Origin of the sequence: Pseudomonas sp. 14A (assembly GCF_018132745.1) — a bacterium.
GTDB lineage: Bacteria > Pseudomonadota > Gammaproteobacteria > Pseudomonadales > Pseudomonadaceae > Aquipseudomonas > Aquipseudomonas mercuritolerans.
This window is the reverse complement of record NZ_JAGRQJ010000010.1, coordinates 98,524-116,677: the sequence shown is the minus strand read 5'-3', so window position 1 is coordinate 116,677 and position 18,154 is coordinate 98,524. Positions and strand designations below refer to the sequence as shown.

General features: G+C 61.2%; 12 protein-coding genes. 5 read left to right on the top strand and 7 right to left on the bottom strand.

Features of this window, described 5'->3' with window-relative positions; genetic code table 11:
- Positions 1 to 23: 23 nt before the first annotated feature.
- The 3 genes from PS14A_RS10760 to PS14A_RS10750 are packed head-to-tail and all read left to right on the top strand — an operon-like array spanning position 24 to position 4,812.
- A complete protein-coding gene (locus tag PS14A_RS10760; RefSeq protein ID WP_212616137.1) occupies positions 24 to 1,460 on the top strand; it encodes a TolC family outer membrane protein in 1,437 nt (478 codons plus the stop codon).
- Entirely contained in the window at positions 1,457 to 3,619 is a 2,163-nt protein-coding gene (locus PS14A_RS10755) for a type I secretion system permease/ATPase (RefSeq protein ID WP_110645708.1), read from the top strand. Before PS14A_RS10760 ends, PS14A_RS10755 begins: the two co-directional genes overlap by 4 nt.
- 8 nt (positions 3,620 to 3,627) lie before the next feature.
- Complete coding sequence (locus PS14A_RS10750) at positions 3,628 to 4,812, top strand: HlyD family type I secretion periplasmic adaptor subunit (RefSeq protein ID WP_212616295.1); 1,185 nt, start codon at positions 3,628 to 3,630, stop codon at positions 4,810 to 4,812.
- On the opposite strand, the gene PS14A_RS10745 is transcribed toward PS14A_RS10750, so the two are convergent.
- Entirely contained in the window at positions 4,813 to 5,343 is a 531-nt protein-coding gene (locus tag PS14A_RS10745; protein ID WP_130910117.1) for a trypsin-like peptidase domain-containing protein, read from the bottom strand.
- Between the two features lie 304 nt (positions 5,344 to 5,647).
- Positions 5,648 to 7,537, bottom strand: coding sequence for a sigma-54-dependent Fis family transcriptional regulator (locus tag PS14A_RS10740; protein WP_212616136.1), 1,890 nt, complete (start codon positions 7,535 to 7,537; stop codon positions 5,648 to 5,650).
- 246 nt (positions 7,538 to 7,783) lie between these two features.
- Here PS14A_RS10740 and PS14A_RS10735 point away from each other — a divergent pair, with 246 nt between their 5' ends.
- On the top strand, positions 7,784 to 9,607 hold the full coding sequence (locus tag PS14A_RS10735) for an NAD(P)/FAD-dependent oxidoreductase (RefSeq protein ID WP_212616135.1): 1,824 nt from the start codon (positions 7,784 to 7,786) through the stop codon (positions 9,605 to 9,607).
- A gap of 114 nt (positions 9,608 to 9,721) precedes the next feature.
- Positions 9,722 to 10,726 (top strand): NAD(P)-dependent oxidoreductase, encoded by a 1,005-nt coding sequence (locus tag PS14A_RS10730; protein ID WP_212616134.1) that lies wholly within the window; start codon positions 9,722 to 9,724, stop codon positions 10,724 to 10,726.
- Between the two features lie 21 nt (positions 10,727 to 10,747).
- On the opposite strand, the gene PS14A_RS10725 is transcribed toward PS14A_RS10730, so the two are convergent.
- Genes PS14A_RS10725 through PS14A_RS10705 form a run of 5 tightly spaced genes read right to left on the bottom strand, consistent with a single transcriptional unit; the run spans position 10,748 to position 18,149 of the window.
- The gene (locus PS14A_RS10725; protein ID WP_130910121.1) at positions 10,748 to 11,857 is read right to left on the bottom strand and encodes an NAD(P)/FAD-dependent oxidoreductase; all 1,110 of its coding nucleotides are present in this window, start codon (positions 11,855 to 11,857) and stop codon (positions 10,748 to 10,750) included.
- Complete coding sequence (locus PS14A_RS10720) at positions 11,854 to 12,957, bottom strand: DegT/DnrJ/EryC1/StrS family aminotransferase (RefSeq protein WP_130910146.1); 1,104 nt, start codon at positions 12,955 to 12,957, stop codon at positions 11,854 to 11,856. Before PS14A_RS10720 ends, PS14A_RS10725 begins: the two co-directional genes overlap by 4 nt.
- On the bottom strand, positions 12,941 to 14,182 hold the full coding sequence (locus PS14A_RS10715; protein ID WP_212616133.1) for an MFS transporter: 1,242 nt from the start codon (positions 14,180 to 14,182) through the stop codon (positions 12,941 to 12,943). The genes PS14A_RS10720 and PS14A_RS10715 overlap by 17 nt, the downstream gene beginning before the upstream one ends.
- A complete protein-coding gene (locus PS14A_RS10710) occupies positions 14,179 to 16,443 on the bottom strand; it encodes a glycoside hydrolase family 65 protein (RefSeq protein WP_212616132.1) in 2,265 nt (754 codons plus the stop codon). The genes PS14A_RS10715 and PS14A_RS10710 overlap by 4 nt, the downstream gene beginning before the upstream one ends.
- Positions 16,437 to 18,149 carry an NAD-dependent epimerase/dehydratase family protein gene (locus PS14A_RS10705; protein WP_125926160.1) on the bottom strand — a complete coding sequence of 571 codons (1,713 nt, stop codon included), beginning with the start codon at positions 18,147 to 18,149 and terminating at the stop codon, positions 16,437 to 16,439. Before PS14A_RS10705 ends, PS14A_RS10710 begins: the two co-directional genes overlap by 7 nt.
- Positions 18,150 to 18,154: the final 5 nt, after the last annotated feature.

Sequence of the window (18,154 nt, the reverse complement as noted above, 5' to 3'; positions counted from 1 at the left end):
TCTCTCAACAGTAAGGGAAGTCTGTGGAGTCAGTTTTTCGCCAGAAATGGCCGGCGGTCCTGTTGACCATCGGCCTCTACCCCGCTTTCACCGTCGGCGTTCGCGCCGACGACAATCTCGACATCAGCTTGCGCAGCATCAGCCCGTCGCAACTGCAACAACCGGCAGGCACTGACAATCGTCAGCGCCCTGCCCCTGCTTCAAAAACGGCCGCCAACGCAGATACTTTGGGGCTGGAACAAGCGGTCAGGCTCGCCGTGGACTGGCACCCACGCATCGGCGAGGCCATCGGCACCCTGTTCCAGCAAGGCGAAGGGGTCAACGTCGCCGAATCCGGCTATTACCCGCAGGTCACCGGCGGCATCAAGGGTGGCTACACCAGCGGTTACGGCAGCGATGCCGGCAGCCAGTCGGTGAACATTTCCCTCAAGCAGATGCTGTATGACTTCGGCAAGGTTTCCAGTTCGGTCGACGCCGCCCGTGCCCGGGTGGCGCGCAGTCAGGCCGGGATTCTGCTGGCGATCGACGACATCGCCCGCGACACCGCCAGGGCCTACATCGAGGTGCAGCGTTATCAGCGTCTGCTCGAGGTTGCGCGCGAGCAGATTCAGGGCATCGGCGGCATCGTCGACCTGGCCAGGCAACGCAGCGACATGGGCGCCAGCACCCGCTCCGATATGGTTCAGGCGCAGTCCCGGGCCGAAGGCGCGACGGCGACGTTGCAGGAATTCAAGGCGCAATACGCACGCTGGCAAGCGACCCTGACCAGTCTGCTCGGACGGCGCACGCCGCCGGCGGTCAGCGACGCCGCCGCGCCGACGCTAACCCAGGCCTGCGACGCCTCGCAGATCTCCGACACCCTGCCCGCCGTCCTCCAGGCCGCCGCGCAACGCACTCAGGCCCAGGCCGAGCTGGCCCAGGCCAAAGCCGAGGCCTACCCGACCCTGTCGCTGCAACCGTCGGTCAACCAATACCTGGACGACCACTACGACGATCAGAACTCGCGCGCTGATCGCACCCAGGTGGGGATCTTCCTCAACCTCGAAGTGCCGATCTACCAGGGCGGTGCGATCAGTGCGCGCAGCCGCGCCGCCGGGCATGCGCTGACCGCAGCGGATTCGGCCGAAGACTTCGCCCGTCTGCAAGCGCGCCAGGGTCTGGCCGAAGCCCAGGCGCAAACCTCGGGTCTGAACCGGCGGCTGCGCTCGCTGGAATTTCGCCAGACCAGCATCACCGAGGCGCGCATGTTGTATGGCCGCCAGTACCTGGAACTGGGCACGCGGCCGCTGCTCGACCTGCTCAACGCCGAGCAGGAAATCCATCAGTCGCGCTTCGATCTGGTCAACACCCAGGCTGATCTGCAACGCCTGCAGATCGACTGCTTCTACAACAGCGGTGCGATTCGCCGGGTCTTCGGCATTGACCACAGCGCCATCCAGAATGTCGAGATCCTGCCATGACCGATGCCAGCATCACTGTTCCCGAACCCGCTGCTGCCGAAGCTCGCGAAGATTATTCACCGTGGCTGGAAGCGGTGCTGAAGGTCGCCCGTCACTATCGCCTCGACGTCTCGCCGGAAAGCGTGCGTCTGGCCTCGGTACACAGCGAAGGCCGTGTCGAAGAAGTGGTTCGGCACATGGCGCGTCAGGCCGGTTTGAGCGTGAAATTCGCGGTATTCGACAACAAGAGCCTGAGCCGCTGGCGCACGCCGCTGGTGGTGCAACTGCGCGACGGTCAGGTCGGCGTGCTCGAAAGCATCGGCGAAACCGGCGAGCTGGGCATCTGCTTCAGTGGCGACCAGGGTTTGCAGAGTCGCATGGAGGCTGGCGCGCTCGCCGAGCAGGCATTGCGCACGGTGATTCTGCGTCCGACGCAACCGGTGGCCGACGTGCGCACCAACGATTACATCAAGCCCTACGACGAGCACTGGTTCCGCCGCATCGTCCTCACCGATCTGCGCCCTTACAGCCAAGTGATGATCGCCTCACTGGTGGCCAACCTGCTGGGCATGGCCGGGGTACTGTTTTCCATGCAGGTGTACGACCGGGTGATTCCGGCCGAGTCGCTGCCGACCCTGTACGTGTTGTTCGGTGGGGTGATGCTGGCGCTGCTGTTCGATTTCGTCATGCGCATTCTGCGTCTGCGCATCACCGATGTGCTGGGCAAACGCGCCGACTTGCGCGTCTCCGATCTGGTCTTTGGCCACGCCTTGCGTCTGCGCAATTCCGCGCGGCCGAAGTCCACCGGTTCGTTCATTTCGCAGTTGCGCGAGCTGGAGCAGATCCGCGATCTGATTACCTCCAGCACTGCCACGGCACTGGCGGACATGCCGTTTTTCCTGCTGTTCCTGCTGGTGTTCTATTTGATCGGCGGGCCGCTGGTGCTGATTCCACTGGTGGCGCTGGTGTTCATGTTGCTGCCGGGGATCATCGCGCAACCGCGTCTGGCGCGTCTGGCCAATGCCTCGATGCGTGAAGCGGCGCTGCGCAACGCCATGCTGGTGGAAAGTATTCAGGGCCTCGACGACATCAAGGCATTGCAGGCCGAGCAGCGTTTCCAGCAACAGTGGAACCAGTACAACGCCGCCTCGGCGGACAGCAGCCTGCGCCTGCGCACCTTGACCAACAGCCTGGTGGCGTGGACGCAGAACGTGCAGGGCGGAGTGTTCGCAGTGGTCATCGTGTTCGGCGCGCCAATGGTGATTGCCGGCGACCTGACCACCGGCAGTCTGGTCGCGGCGTCGATTCTGTCGTCGCGGATGATGGGGCCGATGGCGCAACTGACCCACGTGCTCACCCGATGGCAGCAGGCCAAGGTCGCGCTCGAAGGCTTGAACCGGATCATGCAGATGCCGGTGGATCATCCCGAAGGCAGTCAGCGCGTGCACCTGCCGGCGATTCGCGGCGACTACCGCATGCGTCAGGCCAGTTTTCGCTACAGCGAGGAGTCGACCCCGGCGCTCAACAACATCGACCTGAGCATCCGCCCCGGCGAGCGCATCGCCCTGCTCGGCCGCAACGGTGCTGGCAAGTCGACGCTGCTGCAAGCGCTGGGCGGCGCGATGGATCTGAGCAGCGGTGAAACCACTCTGGACGGCATCGCCCTGGCACATCTGGATCCGGCCGATCTGCGCCGCGACGTCGGCCTGCTGTCGCAACAGGCGCGACTGTTTCATGGCACCTTGCGCGACAACATCACCCTCGGCGCCGGTCAGGCCAGCGATCAGGAAATCATCGCCGCGCTGACTGTCACTGGCGCGCTGGATTTCGTTCGGCAGCTGCCCAAAGGCATGGATCACCTGGTGCTTGAAGGTGGCTTGGGCCTTTCGGGCGGTCAGCGTCAGAGCCTGTTGCTGTCGCGCTTGTTGATCCGTCAGCCACAAGTGCTGTTGCTCGACGAACCGACGGCCGCGCTCGATGACGTCACCGAGCGGCTGCTGTTGGAAAAACTCGCGACCTGGACCCAGGGTCGAACGTTGGTGGTCGCCACGCACCGGGTCAGTGTGTTGCAACTGGTCGAGCGGATCATCGTCCTCGACAACGGGCGTATCGTCATTGACGACCACCGCGACGCGGCATTGGCGCGGCTGCGCGCACCGGGCAAAGGGGTGGCGGTATGAAGCCGATGATGACCGATGTGCCGGACCCGATGTCCTACCTCGACGGCCGCGATGAGCGCGCACTTGCCGGTGGCGCAAAGGTGATCTGGGGTTGCGCGCTGATGCTTGCCTGCTTCATTGCCTGGGCGGCGTGGTTCGAGATCGTCGAGGTCTCGACCGGTACCGGCAAAGTGGTGCCCAGCTCGCGCGAACAGGTGATTCAGTCGATGGAGGGCGGCATTCTTGAGCAGCTCAATGTCAGCGAAGGTGCTTTGGTCGAGCGTGGGCAGATTCTCGCGCAATTGGACCCGGTGAAGAACCAGTCCAACGTCGGCGAAAGCGCGGCCAAGTACCGCGCGGCGCTGGCCAGCGTCAACCGCTTGCAGGCCGAAGTCAGCGACAAGCCCCTGACCTTCGACGCATCGCTGCAGGAATTTCCCGATCTGATCCGCGCCGAAACCGAGCTCTACCAGACTCGGCGCAAAGGTCTGGCAGAAACCCTCGACGGTATTCAGAGCTCGCTGAAACTGGTGCGCAGCGAACTGGCGATCACTGAAAACCTGGCGAAGATCGGCGCCTCGAGTCGGGTTGAAGTGCTGCGACTGACCCGTCAACGCTCGGAGCTGGAATTGAAGGCCACCGAAGCCCGCTCCGATTACATGGTCCGCGCCCGCGAAGACCTGGCCAAGGCCAACGCCGAAGCGCAGATGCTCGAAGCGGTGATCCGTGGGCGCACCGATTCACTGTCGCGCCTGACCCTGCGCTCGCCGGTGCGCGGCATCGTCAAGGACATCGAGGTCAGCACGATTGGCGGCGTCATTGCGCCCAACGGCCAGGTCATGCAGATCGTGCCGCTCGATGAACAACTGCTGATCGAGACGCGCATCTCGCCGCGCGACATCGCCTTCATTCACCCGGGCCAGGCGGCGAAAGTGAAAATCACCGCCTATGACTATTCGATCTACGGCAGCCTCGACGGCGAGGTGGTGACGATCTCGCCGGACACGATTCAGGACGAAGCCAAGCCGGAAATCTTCTACTACCGCGTGTTCATCCGCACCGCTTCGGATGAACTGCGCAACAAGGCCGGCAAACGCTTCGCCATCGTGCCCGGGATGATCGCCACGGTGGACATCCGTACCGGCGAAAAAACCGTGCTCGACTACCTGATCAAACCACTCAACCGCGCCCGCGAAGCGTTGCGCGAACGCTGATCAGCGACTGGCCAGTTTGGTCGCTGGAGGAGTCGTTGGAGTGATACTGGCCTGATAGCGCGACCACTCGCGATTGATCTCCGCGTACGGCAAAAAGATGCTTACGCGCGGTTGATCGAGCAAGTCTTTGCGCTTGAGGCGGCTGACGTCGTCACGGGTGAGGAACGCCACGTTGATGCCAACCACTTTCCCGTCGGCGGAAAACACCGGCCCGCCGGACATGCCTTTGGCCAATGCGCCATTGTGGGTGCCGTAAAGCACGTTGCCCTCTTTGACGTCGAGGCGAACCATGGCCGGCAAGGCCTGGCCGGTGCCCTTGACCGACATGTACAGCGAATTGAAGCCCACCGAAGTCAGCTCTTCACCCGGCTTGTAGCCGCGCCACGCCGGCACGCTAGTGGCCTTGTGACGGAAGAACTGCACGTCTGCCTGCCCCTGGAAAACCGTGCCCGACAAGTAAGGAATGTGCTTTACCGTCACGGCGAAGTCTTCATTCCATTGCACAGCCGAACCCATCAGCAGGTAAGGCAAAGGCGCTCCGGAGTGAACGACAAAGGCTTGGTCTAAAACAGGATCCTGAACAAAAGCGACTGGCATTCCATTGCACCCGCTGAGCAGCAACGAGGCTGCAACAAGTGACTTGAGGGGGCGCATTTTCGGTACATCTTGAAGTGAGGGAAGGTGCTGCAATATGTCATTGCGCCATCACTTCTAGCAATAGGCTCAGCCTACCGCTTGTCGGCATGCGATATAGTGAGTTAATGATTGGATCCAAGCAAATTCCCGGCAATGCACGCAATCGACAGCGAATGAACGCAAATGATCGCGATTGTCTTCAACCAGGTCGATTGATCCCATGCTGACGAAGCTTGCGATACAGCGTATTGCGGCTGATCCCCAGACGACGGGCAACACGCGCGACATGCCAGTGTTCAGCTTCAATCAAGCTGAGCAGAGTTTGCCGTTCGGATACGCCCAGTGGATCGTCAACAGCTTGGTCGTGGCTTACAGGCAATAACTCCTGCACGTCCTCCAGCGTGACCCGGCCGTCCACCGCCAACGCCACCAGCGTACGCAAACAGGTGCGCAGTTGCCGGACGTTGCCCGGCCAGGGCTGAGCCAGCAAGTGTTGTCGAACTCCCGCTTCCAGCCGCACATTGGCACCCGCCGCTTCTTCGCGCAGCAGCAGGTCGAGCAGACGGCCCTTGTCGGAACGCTCGCGCAGCGGTGGCAGTTCCACGGCGAAACCGCCAACGCGATAGAACAGGTCCTCGCGCAGGCGTCCGTCGGCCACGCAGGCTTGCAGATTCTGGTGGCTGGCGCTGATCAGGCGTACATCGAGCGGTCGCGGCGTTGCGCTGCCCAACGGCACGACCTGACGCTCTTCGAGCACGCGCAGCAGACGGGTCTGTAGCGCGAGGGGCATGTCGCCAATTTCGTCGAGAAACAGAATGCCGCCATGGGCCTGCTCAAGCTTGCCGACCATGCCGTCCTTGCGCGCGCCGGTGAAGCTGCCGCCGCGATAGCCGAACAGCTCGCTTTCGATCAACGTCTCGGGGATCGCCGCGCAGTTGATCGCGACAAACGGCTGGCCGGCGCGGGAACTGGCGCGATGCAGCGCTGCCGCAAAGGCCTCCTTGCCGGTGCCGGTTTCACCTTGCAGAAACACCGGCACGTCACGCTCCAGTACACGCAACGCGCGAGCGAATCCGCGTTGCAGGCGCGGGTCTTCCAGGCACACGCGCTCATCCTTGATTGGCGGGACAGGCGCAAGGGTCAACGGCGCGGAGCGGATCGGTTCGCGCAACTGGCCGTAGAACAAGCGCCCGTCGGCCAAGCGCATCGGCCAGCAGACGTGCGCCTGAGCACTGGCCTGATCGAGCAACTGCTCCATCGGCGTTTCCAGCAACATGGTCAACGACTGCCCGACCATTTGCTCGCGGCTCAGGCCCAACAGATCCAGCGCCGCCGCATTCACCGAACAGATCCGCGCACTCTCGTCGAAGCTGAGCAGGCCTTCACCCAGCAGCCCGACAAACCCGGCGTCGGGATGAAACCGCAGCAAATAGCGCTGCGGATCGTGGCCAAGGAAAAAACAGCTCTCGATCAACCTGGCCGACAGATTGGTCAGGGCCATGGCCTTGAAGCGTTGCTCAAGGCTGCTTTCCTCGCGCACGGAGGAAAGGTTGAGCACGGCAAGCAACTCACCGCTGGCGTCGAATATCGGGCTGGCCGAACAGGTCAGGCCGACGTGCTGGCCACGGAAATGCTCGTCGCGGCGAATGGTCACGTGCTGGCGCTCGACCAGGCAGGTGCCGACGCCGTTGGTGCCCTCGTGCTCCTCGCTCCAGACCGAGCCGAGCCACAGCCCGGAGCGCTGGAACTCGCCGCGTTCGGCTTCGTTGAACACGCTGTCGATCGCCACGCCGCGCGCATCGGTGAGCAGCACGACATGGCCGTCACGTCCCAGTTGCTGGTGCAGGCTGTTCATCTGCCAGTGCGCCACGGAAATGATGTGTTCCAGCGGCGCACGGTGTTCGCGCAAACGCGCCTGTTCGAGCACATCCGGCGCGCGGCGGCTGGCCGGATCGAGCTGGTATTGATCCAGGCAACGCCGCCACGAACGGGTGATCGCCAGGTCTGCCGCCGCGCTGTGGCTGGCAACAGAGCCCTGCACGGCTTGCAGTACCTGGCGCGCGTGGGCGTTGATCGAGGCCGGTTTCATTGTTGTTGTTCTCCGCTTCGGTGAAGACACGGGTGTGTCCGCAGCTTAGATGAAAAGCTCGTTGCGGGGGAATTTCGCGCCGAGTGACACAGTGTCATCCGCGATTCTCGAATTTGTGACATGTCGCCTGTGCCAAGCCTTGTCGGCCTTTGCATCAAACGCTCTGGCCCGCGTCTTTCAAGGAGATGGCCCAAGCCTTGCTCTGATGCCATGGCTTACCAAAACAACAAGATCGGGAGTGGCCCCATGAACATCGCTATTGAAACCTCTTTGCAATCGCCAACAGCGCAACTCGCCGCTTGGGTCGAACGCCTCGGCGGACGTCTGGCGCAACGAGATGTGGACGGCACGCTGGAGCTGTTTGCCGAAGAATGCCACTGGCGTGACTTGCTGCTGTTCAGCTGGAACCTCGTCACCCTGGAAGGCAAACCGGCGATTCGCGACATGCTCGAAACACGCCTTGAGCAGACCCGGCCCGAACGCTGGCAACTCGAAGGTGAAGCCACGCTTAGCGATGGCGTGCTTGAAGGCTGGATGAGCCTGGAAACCGACTCGGCGCGCGGCAAAGGCTATGTGCGCCTGAAAGACGGTTTGTGCTGGACGCTGCTGACCACCATGCGCGAACTCAAAGGCTTCGAAGAACCCAGCGGCCGCCGCCGGCCGATGGGCGCGAGCCACGGCCATGCCCACGCTGACAAGCGCAACTGGCTGGAGCGCCGCCGCGAAGAAGAAGCGGCGCTGGGCATCACCACGCAACCGTACTGCCTGATCGTCGGCGGCGGTCAGGGCGGGCTCGGCCTCGGCGCAAGGCTCAAACGCATGGGCGTACCGACGCTGATCATCGACAAAGCCGAACGCCCCGGCGATCAATGGCGCGGCCGCTACAAGTCGCTGTGCCTGCACGACCCGGTCTGGTACGACCACATGCCCTACCTGCCCTTCCCCGACCACTGGCCGGTGTTCACCCCGAAAGACCAGATCGGCGACTGGCTGGAGATGTACACCAAGGTCATGGAACTCAACTATTGGCCGCGCACTGAGTGCCTCGGCGCTACGTTTGACGAGCAGACTGGCCGCTGGACCGTGGAGGTCCTGCGCAACGGCGAGCCCGTCACCCTGCAGCCGACGCAACTGATCCTCGCCACCGGCATGTCTGGCGTACCGAATGTGCCGGTGTATCCAGGCGCCGAAGACTTCCAGGGCCAGCAACATCACTCCAGCCGTCACCCCGGCGGCGATGCGTGGAAAGGCAAGCGCGCAGTGGTCATCGGCGCGAACAATTCAGCCCACGACATCTGCGCCGATCTGGTGGAAAACGGCACCGAGGTGACCATGGTGCAACGTTCGAGCACGCACATCGTGCGTTCGGACAGCCTGATGGAACTGGTTTTCGGCGGGCTTTATTCCGAAGAGGCGCTCGAGTCGGGTCTGACCACGGACAAGGCCGATCTGCTGTTCGCATCGATTCCGTACAAGGTAATGCCACAGTTTCATCGGCCGATCTTCGACGCGATCAAGGAGCGCGACAAGGACTTCTATGAACGCCTGAGCCGGGCGGGTTTCATGCTCGATTTCGGCGACGATGAATCGGGTTTGTTCATGAAATACGTACGCCGTGGCTCGGGTTACTACATCGACGTCGGCGCCTCGGAACTGATCGCCAACGGCACCATCAAGCTCAAGAGCGCGCCGGGCCTCGGCGTCGAACGCATCGAAGCGGACGCGGTGGTGCTCACCGATGGCAGCCGCCTGCCGGCCGATCTCATCGTTTATGCGACAGGTTATGGCTCGATGAACGGCTGGGCAGCGAAGCTGATTTCCCAGCAAGTCGCCGACAAGGTCGGGCGCTGCTGGGGCCTGGGTTCCGGCACCACCAACGACCCCGGCCCGTATGAAGGTGAACTGCGCAACATGTGGAAGCCGACCCAGCAGCAGAATCTCTGGTTTCACGGCGGCAACCTGCATCAGTCACGGCACTATTCGCTGTATCTGGCGTTGCAGTTGAAAGCCCGTTTCGAAGGCCTCGACACCGATGTTTATCGCCTTGCAGAGCGGCATCATCTGGGCTGACTCCTCCAGTGGTCGTTCGTCGGTGCGCAGGCCAGGCGCACCGGCGAACTGGAAAGTGCGTGCTAGGGTGTCTGGCCCAAGCACGTTTCAATCCAGGAAAAATGAGGAGGATTCATGCCACTTCATCCCATTCTGTTCATGGGCGGCTCCGGCGCCATCGGCCATCAGACGGCTCGCGCATTGCGCGCGGCGCATCCCGATGTTCCCTTGCTGATCGGCGGGCGCGATCTCGCCAAGGCTGAGCAAACCGCCGCGCAAATCGGCAATGCCCAAGGTGTGGCCATCGACGCTCACGCAGAAGACCTCGGGCTGGGTGATCGCCCGGTCAGCGCCATCGCCCTGTTCTACATGGACCACGCCCTCGCCGGGCTGCGCTTTGCGCAAAAGCGCAAGGTGCCGCACTTGAGCATCTCTTCCGGCGTGTTCGAAATCGCCCCGCAAATCGCCAGTTTCATTTACTCGCCCGACGCGTCGCCCATTGTCCTCGGCTACGAATGGATGGTCGGCGCCACCACGGTAGCGACGCTGCACATCGCCCAGGCATTCGCCCGCGTGCACGACATCCGCATTCATGCACTGGTCGACGAACAGGACGGCGGCGGCCCGACCGTAGCCGTCGATTTCGAGCACCTGAACAAAATGCTGCCCGCCGCGCTGACCCGCCGTGACGGCGAATTCATCTGGCGTGAAGGCGACGATGCCAAGGTCAGCTTCCGCGCCGTCGACGGCACAATCATGCAGGGCGCCGGTTTTTCTTCCATCGACGTGACAGGCCTGGCCGCCGCCACCGACGCGCCGAACGTCGAGTTCAACCTTGCCAGCGGCATCAGCTCGACCCGGCGTCAGGGCCAGCCGATGTCGACGGAAATACTCATCGAACTTGAAGGCACGGATCACGATGGACAGCCATTGCACACCCGCCACGCCGTAGTTCACCGCGCAGGTGCAGCGGCGTTGACCGGGCTCAGTGTGGCCATGTTGCTGGAGCGGCTGGTTGGGCTGGATGGGCAAGCGCCGGTAAGGCCGGGGCTGTATTTTCCGTATCAATTGCTGGAGGCGCAGGTGTTTTTGCAGCGGTTGGAAAAGGAAGATGGCGAGCTGATCGAATTGGACGTGTGACCCCCTCTGGACAAAGGCTGGTCAATTTTGCCCGAGCGCCTGTACGACACGCTCCGCGATGGCGAGACAGCTCGTCAATCCTGGAGATTCGATGCCGAACAGATTGACCAGCCCCGGCACTCCATGCGCCGATGGGCCACTGATGACAAAGTCCGCCGCCGGTTCGTGTACGGCGTTGATTTTCGGGCGGATGCCGCTATAGGCCGGTTCCAGGCTGCCATCGGGCAGGCCGGGCCAATAGCGGCGAATCGCCTGATAGAAACCTTCGGCCCGCTGAGGATCCACACGGTAATCAACCTGATCGATCCACTCGACATCCGGTCCGAAACGCGCCTGCCCCCCCAGGTCAAGCGTCATGTGCACGCCAAGACCCGCAGCTTCGGGCGCGGGATAGATGAGATGGCGAAAAGGTATCCGACCGCTGAAGCTGAAGTAGCTGCCTTTGCACAACCTGGCCAACGGGACGTATCGTGAAGACAGACCGACAATGTGACCCGCAAGCTGGGGCGCAGACAAGCCCGCACAGTTGATCAGTTCGCCACAGCTGACGTTCATGGGTTGCGCACCGCCGATCTGCAACTCAAAACCCTGCGGGCGACGACAGGCCGATTCGAACGGCGTGTTAAAGGCAAACGAGGTGCCCGCCGCCTCGGCGTCTGCCTGCAAGGCAAGCATCAAGGCATGGGAGTCGACAATTGCGGTAGAGGGCGACCAGAGTGCCGCGATACATGACAACTCAGGCTCCAGTTCCAGCGCCTGCCGGGCGCTGAGCAGTTGCAGGTCGTTGACGCCATTGCGCCGTCCCTGCTGCCATAACCGCTGCAATGCCCCGCACTGCGCCTCATCGGTTGCGACAACAAGCTTGCCCAGAGGTTGGCGCGCTACTGCGTGCGCTTCGCAAAAGGCATACAGGCGATGCCTGCCGTCGACGCACATTTGCGCCTTGAGGCTGCCAGTGGGGTAGTAGATGCCGGCGTGAATGACTTCTGAATTGCGCGAGCTCATGCCCGTGCCAATGCGTTCAGCCGCCTCCACCACAATCACTTCACGGCCGCTCAAGGCCAGGGCCCGGGCGACAGCCAGCCCGAGCACTCCGGCGCCAATCACGACACATTCGATATCGACGCTCACCACCTCACCGCGCGTTCAAATTGCTTGATCAGCGTGACGACCTTTTCCACATCGCCATCCGACAAATGATGGTGGCAAGGAAGTGTGATCATTTGCCGGGACAGGCGTTCGGTTGTGGGCAACGCAATGCGCGGCTGACTGCTCAACCATGCCTTCTGCCAATGAATGGGCACCGGATAATGAATGGCCGCTTGCACATCGTGCTCTGCCAGATAAGCCTGCAACTCGTCACGATGCGTGGATTGCACGACATAGTGATAGTAGGCATTTCCCGGTTTGCCGCGCCCCAGGTCAGTGCCCGTGCGGGTTGTCGAGAGGACGTCATCATAGAACGCGGCAATTTCCACGCGTCGCTTCAGCCACTGATCCAGATACTGCGCTTTGATGTTGAGTGCTGCTGCCTGCAACGAGTCGAGTCTGGAGTTGATGCCGAACCGGATCGATTCGTTACGGTTTTCCAGGCCGTGATTGCGTGCAATCCGCGCGTATTCGGCAATTCCCGGATCGCGAGTCACCAGCATCCCACCGTCACCCAGACCACCGAGCGTCTTCAACGGATGCATGGAAAACGCTGACGCATCAGCGCGAGTGCCGACTTGCCGGTCATCGATCGTAGTGCCGATCGCCTGAGCGCAATCCTCGATCACGGCAACCCCGCGCGAGCGGCACAGGTCGATGATGGGGTCGATATCCAGAGGGCGTCCGCGCAGATAGACAGGAATCACGGCTTTGGTCCGATCAGTCACAAGTGGCGCAATCGTCTCGACGCTCAGGAGTTCATCGTCACCCACATCTGCCAGGATCGGCCGGGCACCAACAGCAACAATGGCTCCGACAGTGGCAACAAAGGTATTGGCGCAGGTGATCACCTCGTCACCGGGGCCGATATCGAGCGCGCGCAATGCCAGAAACAGCGCATCCGTGCCTGAATTGAGGGCAACGGCGTGCGCGCCGCCACAACGATCCGACATCCATGACTCGAACGCCAGAACCTGATCGCCGAGAATGAACTCGCCCGATTGCAACAGCTCCCGCCAGCGTTCAAAGATCTCGCCACAGAGATCCTGGGCCTGTTCCTGTACGTTATTGCACTTGATCATTACGCGCACTCCCTGGCATGAACATGATGGACGTCAGGACGATCAGCAGAGTGCCAACCGCGCTGATGACGGCGGTCAACGCAAGCGTCTGGGAATAGCCGATCATCCCGCCGACTACGCCGCTGCCCAGATAAATGAACGGGTGCACACCGCTGGTGACAAAGGTATCCACCGCCACGACTTTGCCCAGATCCTTTTCGGGCGACAGTGTTTGCATGGCGGTTGCCCAGCCGGTGAGCCAGGACGCTTCGACGATACCGACGAACGTCGCCCCCAGAACCGCCATCCATGCCGTCGTCCCCAGCCCGAGTAACGCCATCGCTCCGGCCAGGAACAACCCGCATACCACCGCAAGGCCCACCAGGCGTTCGTGCCCCGAGGCCAGCACGGTGACAACCGATCCGAGACAAGCGCCGAACCCTGATGCTGCCAGGCAATATCCCCACATTTCTTCGCTGAAACGAAGACTGATCGCGTAGGGTGCAACGACCAGAAAAATCGGAAAACACAGCACGTTCACCACCAGCGTCGCCGCAAACCCCAGCAGCAGCGTGGCGTTACGGCTGACCACGGTGATGCCCTTGAACGCCTCGCGCAGGGAGAACTCCTCTTCGGATTCATGACGGCCGACATTCGGTAACTGAGCGGTGTAAATCGCCGCGCCGAAGAAGGTCAAGCCATCGATCAGTATCCCCCAGACCGGATCCCACAAGATGATGAACACGCCCAACGTCGCCGGAAACAGAATGGCGACCAGGTTATCGATGAAGTTCATCGCGCCGTTGCCCGCGACCAGCGCCTTTTTGGGTAACAGGCTGACCAGCAGCACCTGAGCGCAGGGCCGAGAAACGCCGATGCCGATGCCGAAGATCAGATAGGCCAGCACCAGCCAGCCCCAAGGCGCACCGGTCAGAAGCAGTGCGACGGCCGCAAGCTGCGCCATGCCTCGGGCCGTATCGGTGTAGATGAGCACCTGTCGAGGCGACTTGCGATCCGCCAGCATGCCGCCGGCCAGAGCACCGACGACGGTTCCGATTCCGACTGCGGCCATGATGAAGCCAAACACATCACCACCAAAACCGTCCCGTATCAGCGCTATCGGCAGCGCCGCCAGACAGATGGCGTCGCCGGCCATCGACAGGCCCTGGCCGATCAGCAACTTGCGAAAAGGCAAGACTCGCAGCGCATCGTTATAGGGGGATAAGCGTTCTTTGATAGAAATCATCGGTGCCCCTCCTTGAGGCATATATATCCATCCTGGGCACGTTCGGTTGGCAACTGCCGGCCGCCCTCGCGGATTTCCAGCTCATCGTCCCCGATTACGGAAATGCGCAGACGCCGGCCCCGAAACTCAAGGGTGAAGTGGTAGGCATCCCAATCGGCGGGCAACCTCGGGCGGAAGGCCAGTTGGTCCGCAACGAGATCAAGTCCTGCCAGCCCTTCCACCAAGCCCTGCCAGGCTCCGGCATAGGCGGAAAGATGCAGGCCATTGCTGTAGTCGTCGAGCGGGGTGAAATCCAGGTTGTAGCGGCTGGCCCGAGCAATGAAATCGGCACTGATCGACGTCTTGCCCAAGTGCGCGGCGACAACCGCGTGCGGGCCGTAGCTCAATGACGATTCATGCACCGTACGCGGTTCATAATATTGGAACGCTGCGCGTTTCACGTCCGTTGAAAAATCTTCTGGAAACATCGACATCAACAACACGATGTCCGCCTGTTTGACCACCTGCGACGCGAAATTCTGCAGATTCTCTGCGCTCTCCCGTTCGGCCTCGTCCGCAAACTGCGGCCCACGCTTTTTGTCGGAACGCAGCTGCGTGTCAGGTAAGGCGGCATAACCCTCGAACTCTTCAGGAATGACCACCCCACCCACAGTGATCCAGGGCAGAAAGACGTTATCGGCTATCGACTGCCAGCGCCTGGACTGTGCCTCGGGCAATCCCGGAAAGCCCGGCCGGTCGCACAGGGAAAGCGTTGACCGGAGACACCAGCGCAGCATGTAATTGGTAAAAAAGCTGTTGTCCACATGATAGTGGTATTCGTCCGGCCCCATGACCGATTCAACGACATACGCCTGACGACTCTCGGACCACTTGAACACGGACGCGGCGAAACGGGCGCACTCAAGCAGCATTTCAAAGCCGCGAGAGATCATGAACGCATCGTCACCAGTGACCTTCCAGTATTTGTTCACGGCATAGCAAACGTCTGCCGAAATGTGGAGCACCTCATGGACACTCCACTCTCGTCGAATGTCCTGTTCGGGATACGCCAGCACATAATGGGGACCATTTTCCCGCCCTCGATCATTGGCTGCTTCCGGAAAACGCGCTCCCTCATAGCCACTGGCCCGAGCAAACTCCCGCGCTTGTTCCAGACAGTGGTAGCGATAGTCAATCAACGCCCTGGCGACACCGGGTTCGTTCCAGATCCAGAACATGCACTTGTGCAGTTCGGTATCGAAAAACGTCGCTCCGGAGTGATACGTACTGGTCAGGCCGCGCGCCGGCGAGAGCGTTCCCCGCTCGGGGGGTGCGACTCCCACGCCGTGCTGTAGCAATTGAAACATCGCGTATTTGATGCCCAGATCGGTACGTCTCTGCGCGGTTTGAACAGTGACGTCATGCTCGCTCCAGATCCTGCTCCATCGGTCAAGATGGCTGCTCTGGATATGGGTCACATCGAAGTCGCCAGAAAGCGCGTCGGGCATACTGTGCTCGCCATCGATTGCAACCCGCCAATGCGTGGCGATGCGATGCTGCAGCACCGAGTTGAAATCCATGGTGACGGAAGCAATACAACCCTGCAGGCCGTGTCGCCAGCAAACAACGGAACTCGCCGCTGAACCGGACTGTTCGACACGTACGTCGTAGCGCAGCCGATACTCTGCGGCATCGACATCCACAGTGAAGGCCGTTCGATCGACAACACTTTGCCCAAAACGGTAATGTCGGGCGGTCAGCCAGTCACTGGTGCCCAGGTATTCATTCTCGGCACTGCCATCCACGCCGTAATCCAGTCGCAATCGGTGCGCACCGGTCGGCTCGCCCAGTAGAGTCAGACTGATGCGGGTCGACACGGCGCTGTCACCAGGGGCATCAATGAACTGATCAATCGTCAGCTCATAACGGACGCCCCGCAGTTGGAACAGCTCGCGGCTGCTGACTGTCGCCTGACCCATTGCCAACACCACCGCCGGTCCATCGCCTGATGGCTCGAGAGGTTCGCCCGTGTCCACATCGTAGAGGCGCAGGACTGCCGGCGCTGGCAAAGAAATGATCTCCCGCGAAACGCCGACCCCGGGTGCATAGACCCCCGCGCAGAGCAGTTGCGTTCGCCGTGTGCGCGGCGAGGCACTGGGCACATGCGGGCGCACGCCGATCAAGGGATTGGCCAGCATTGCCACGCAGGCTGCGAAGGACGATGTCCGCGGCTCGATACCGACGATATCCTCGCACTCCTCTCCATAAGCGATGGTCAGCACGACGTGTCCCCAGACGGCTGGAACGACCAGTCTTTGTGCAGCATGTTGCGCACATTGTGATAGCGGGTGTCGGACAACACATCGTCACTGTCGTTGAAGTTCCCGGATTGCCATTGCTCGCAGATTTCCACGATGGCATCCCTGATCGAATAGATGAACTCGAAACCCAGTGTCTCCTGAACCCGTCGCGAATCCAGACGGTAAGACCGAACATCATCGCTGCGGGTAGTGGTGATCGGCACGTTGACGAGGAAGTAGCGATCGACAACCTGTTTCACCTGATCGGCTATCTCGGTCACCGTGTGGTTTTCGTAGCCGACGTTGATTGCGGTTCCGCAGACTTCGTCCAGCGATTCGCGCTCCACGAGCATCGTATACAGCCGGGTCAGATCGCCGATATGCACATTGGGGCGGTATTGACTGCCGCCGAACACGGTAATTTCACCGCGCGCCAGCGCACTGGCGGTAAGGATATTGACGGTCAGATCCAGACGCTGGCGAGGCGACCAGCCGCACACGGTAGCGGCTCGAACCGCGACGGTTTCAAAGGATGCATCAGTGAGCCCGAACAGTATTTTTTCGCCGTCAGCCTTGAAGCGGTTGTAGTCGGTGATGGGCACGCAGGGTTGGCGCTCATCGACAAATGGTTCTGTATTGACGCCGTAGACACTGGCTGAGGATGCATAGATAAAGCGCCGGCAGCCAAGGCGCTTTGCACTGCTCATGAGATGCGGCAGACAATCGATATTGATGGACTGGCCGAGTTCGGGTGCCGAATTGAAACTGGGATCATTGGCCACTGCGGCAAGATGGACAACGGTGTGCATCCCCCGAAGCGACTGCTCGACGAGCAGCGGATCGCGAATATCGCCCTTTATGAATTCCAGTGCCGGATGGTTCATCACGCCCTCCAGGCCGTTGCCGAAATAAAGCGCATCCAGTACCCGGACCCGGTAACCGGCAGCCAGCAGTTTTGGTACCAGACGCGAGCCAATGTAGCCCGCACCGCCTGTAACGAGAACAGCGGATTGATTATTCATGGTCCTTCCTTGGGATGGGTTTGCCAGGGGGTATTCATCAAGCGATGACAGTATTGATGCCTGTGGATGAGCAGCCTTGGGCTCAAGAGCATGCCGGCGGATCTGCCAGGCGTGGAGCCCCAGGCCACAGGCCAGATCCGTTGCATAGGGACTGTCGTCAATCAGCTCGACATCCTGCGGATCGCGGCTTCCGACCAGTTGTTGAATCAGCGCTTCGCGGCTCTGACCGGGCGCCTGTCGGGTAATCGATAACCTTGATTCTTGCCGCAGACTGGAGCGTTCGATAGCCGCCTCGAACAATTGCGGCGCATTCAGAGACGCCGTATAAAACATCACTGGCTGTGCGGCTTGTGCAATACGTTCCAGCAATCGCTTTGCGTCCTCGAACAGCTCAGTGCCTTGGGAGAGCTGTAGAAATTCCTTTTGTTTGTGCTGCGCCAGTTCGTCTGCGCTGAGCGAGGCGGTCATTTCAGCACCGATGTCATCGGTAATCAGCGCCAGCAATCGTGAAGCGCCTTCCATGCGAGGACGTCCGGCAATGTGGTCAATGTATTCGCGCTGAGTCAGTTGTTTGCCGGCAAGTCTGTGAGCGACGTTGCTCCACGCTTGAAAATGCGGCGTGTCGATCATTGTTCCGTCGAGGTCAATCAGCAAAAGTTTCGACATGATTG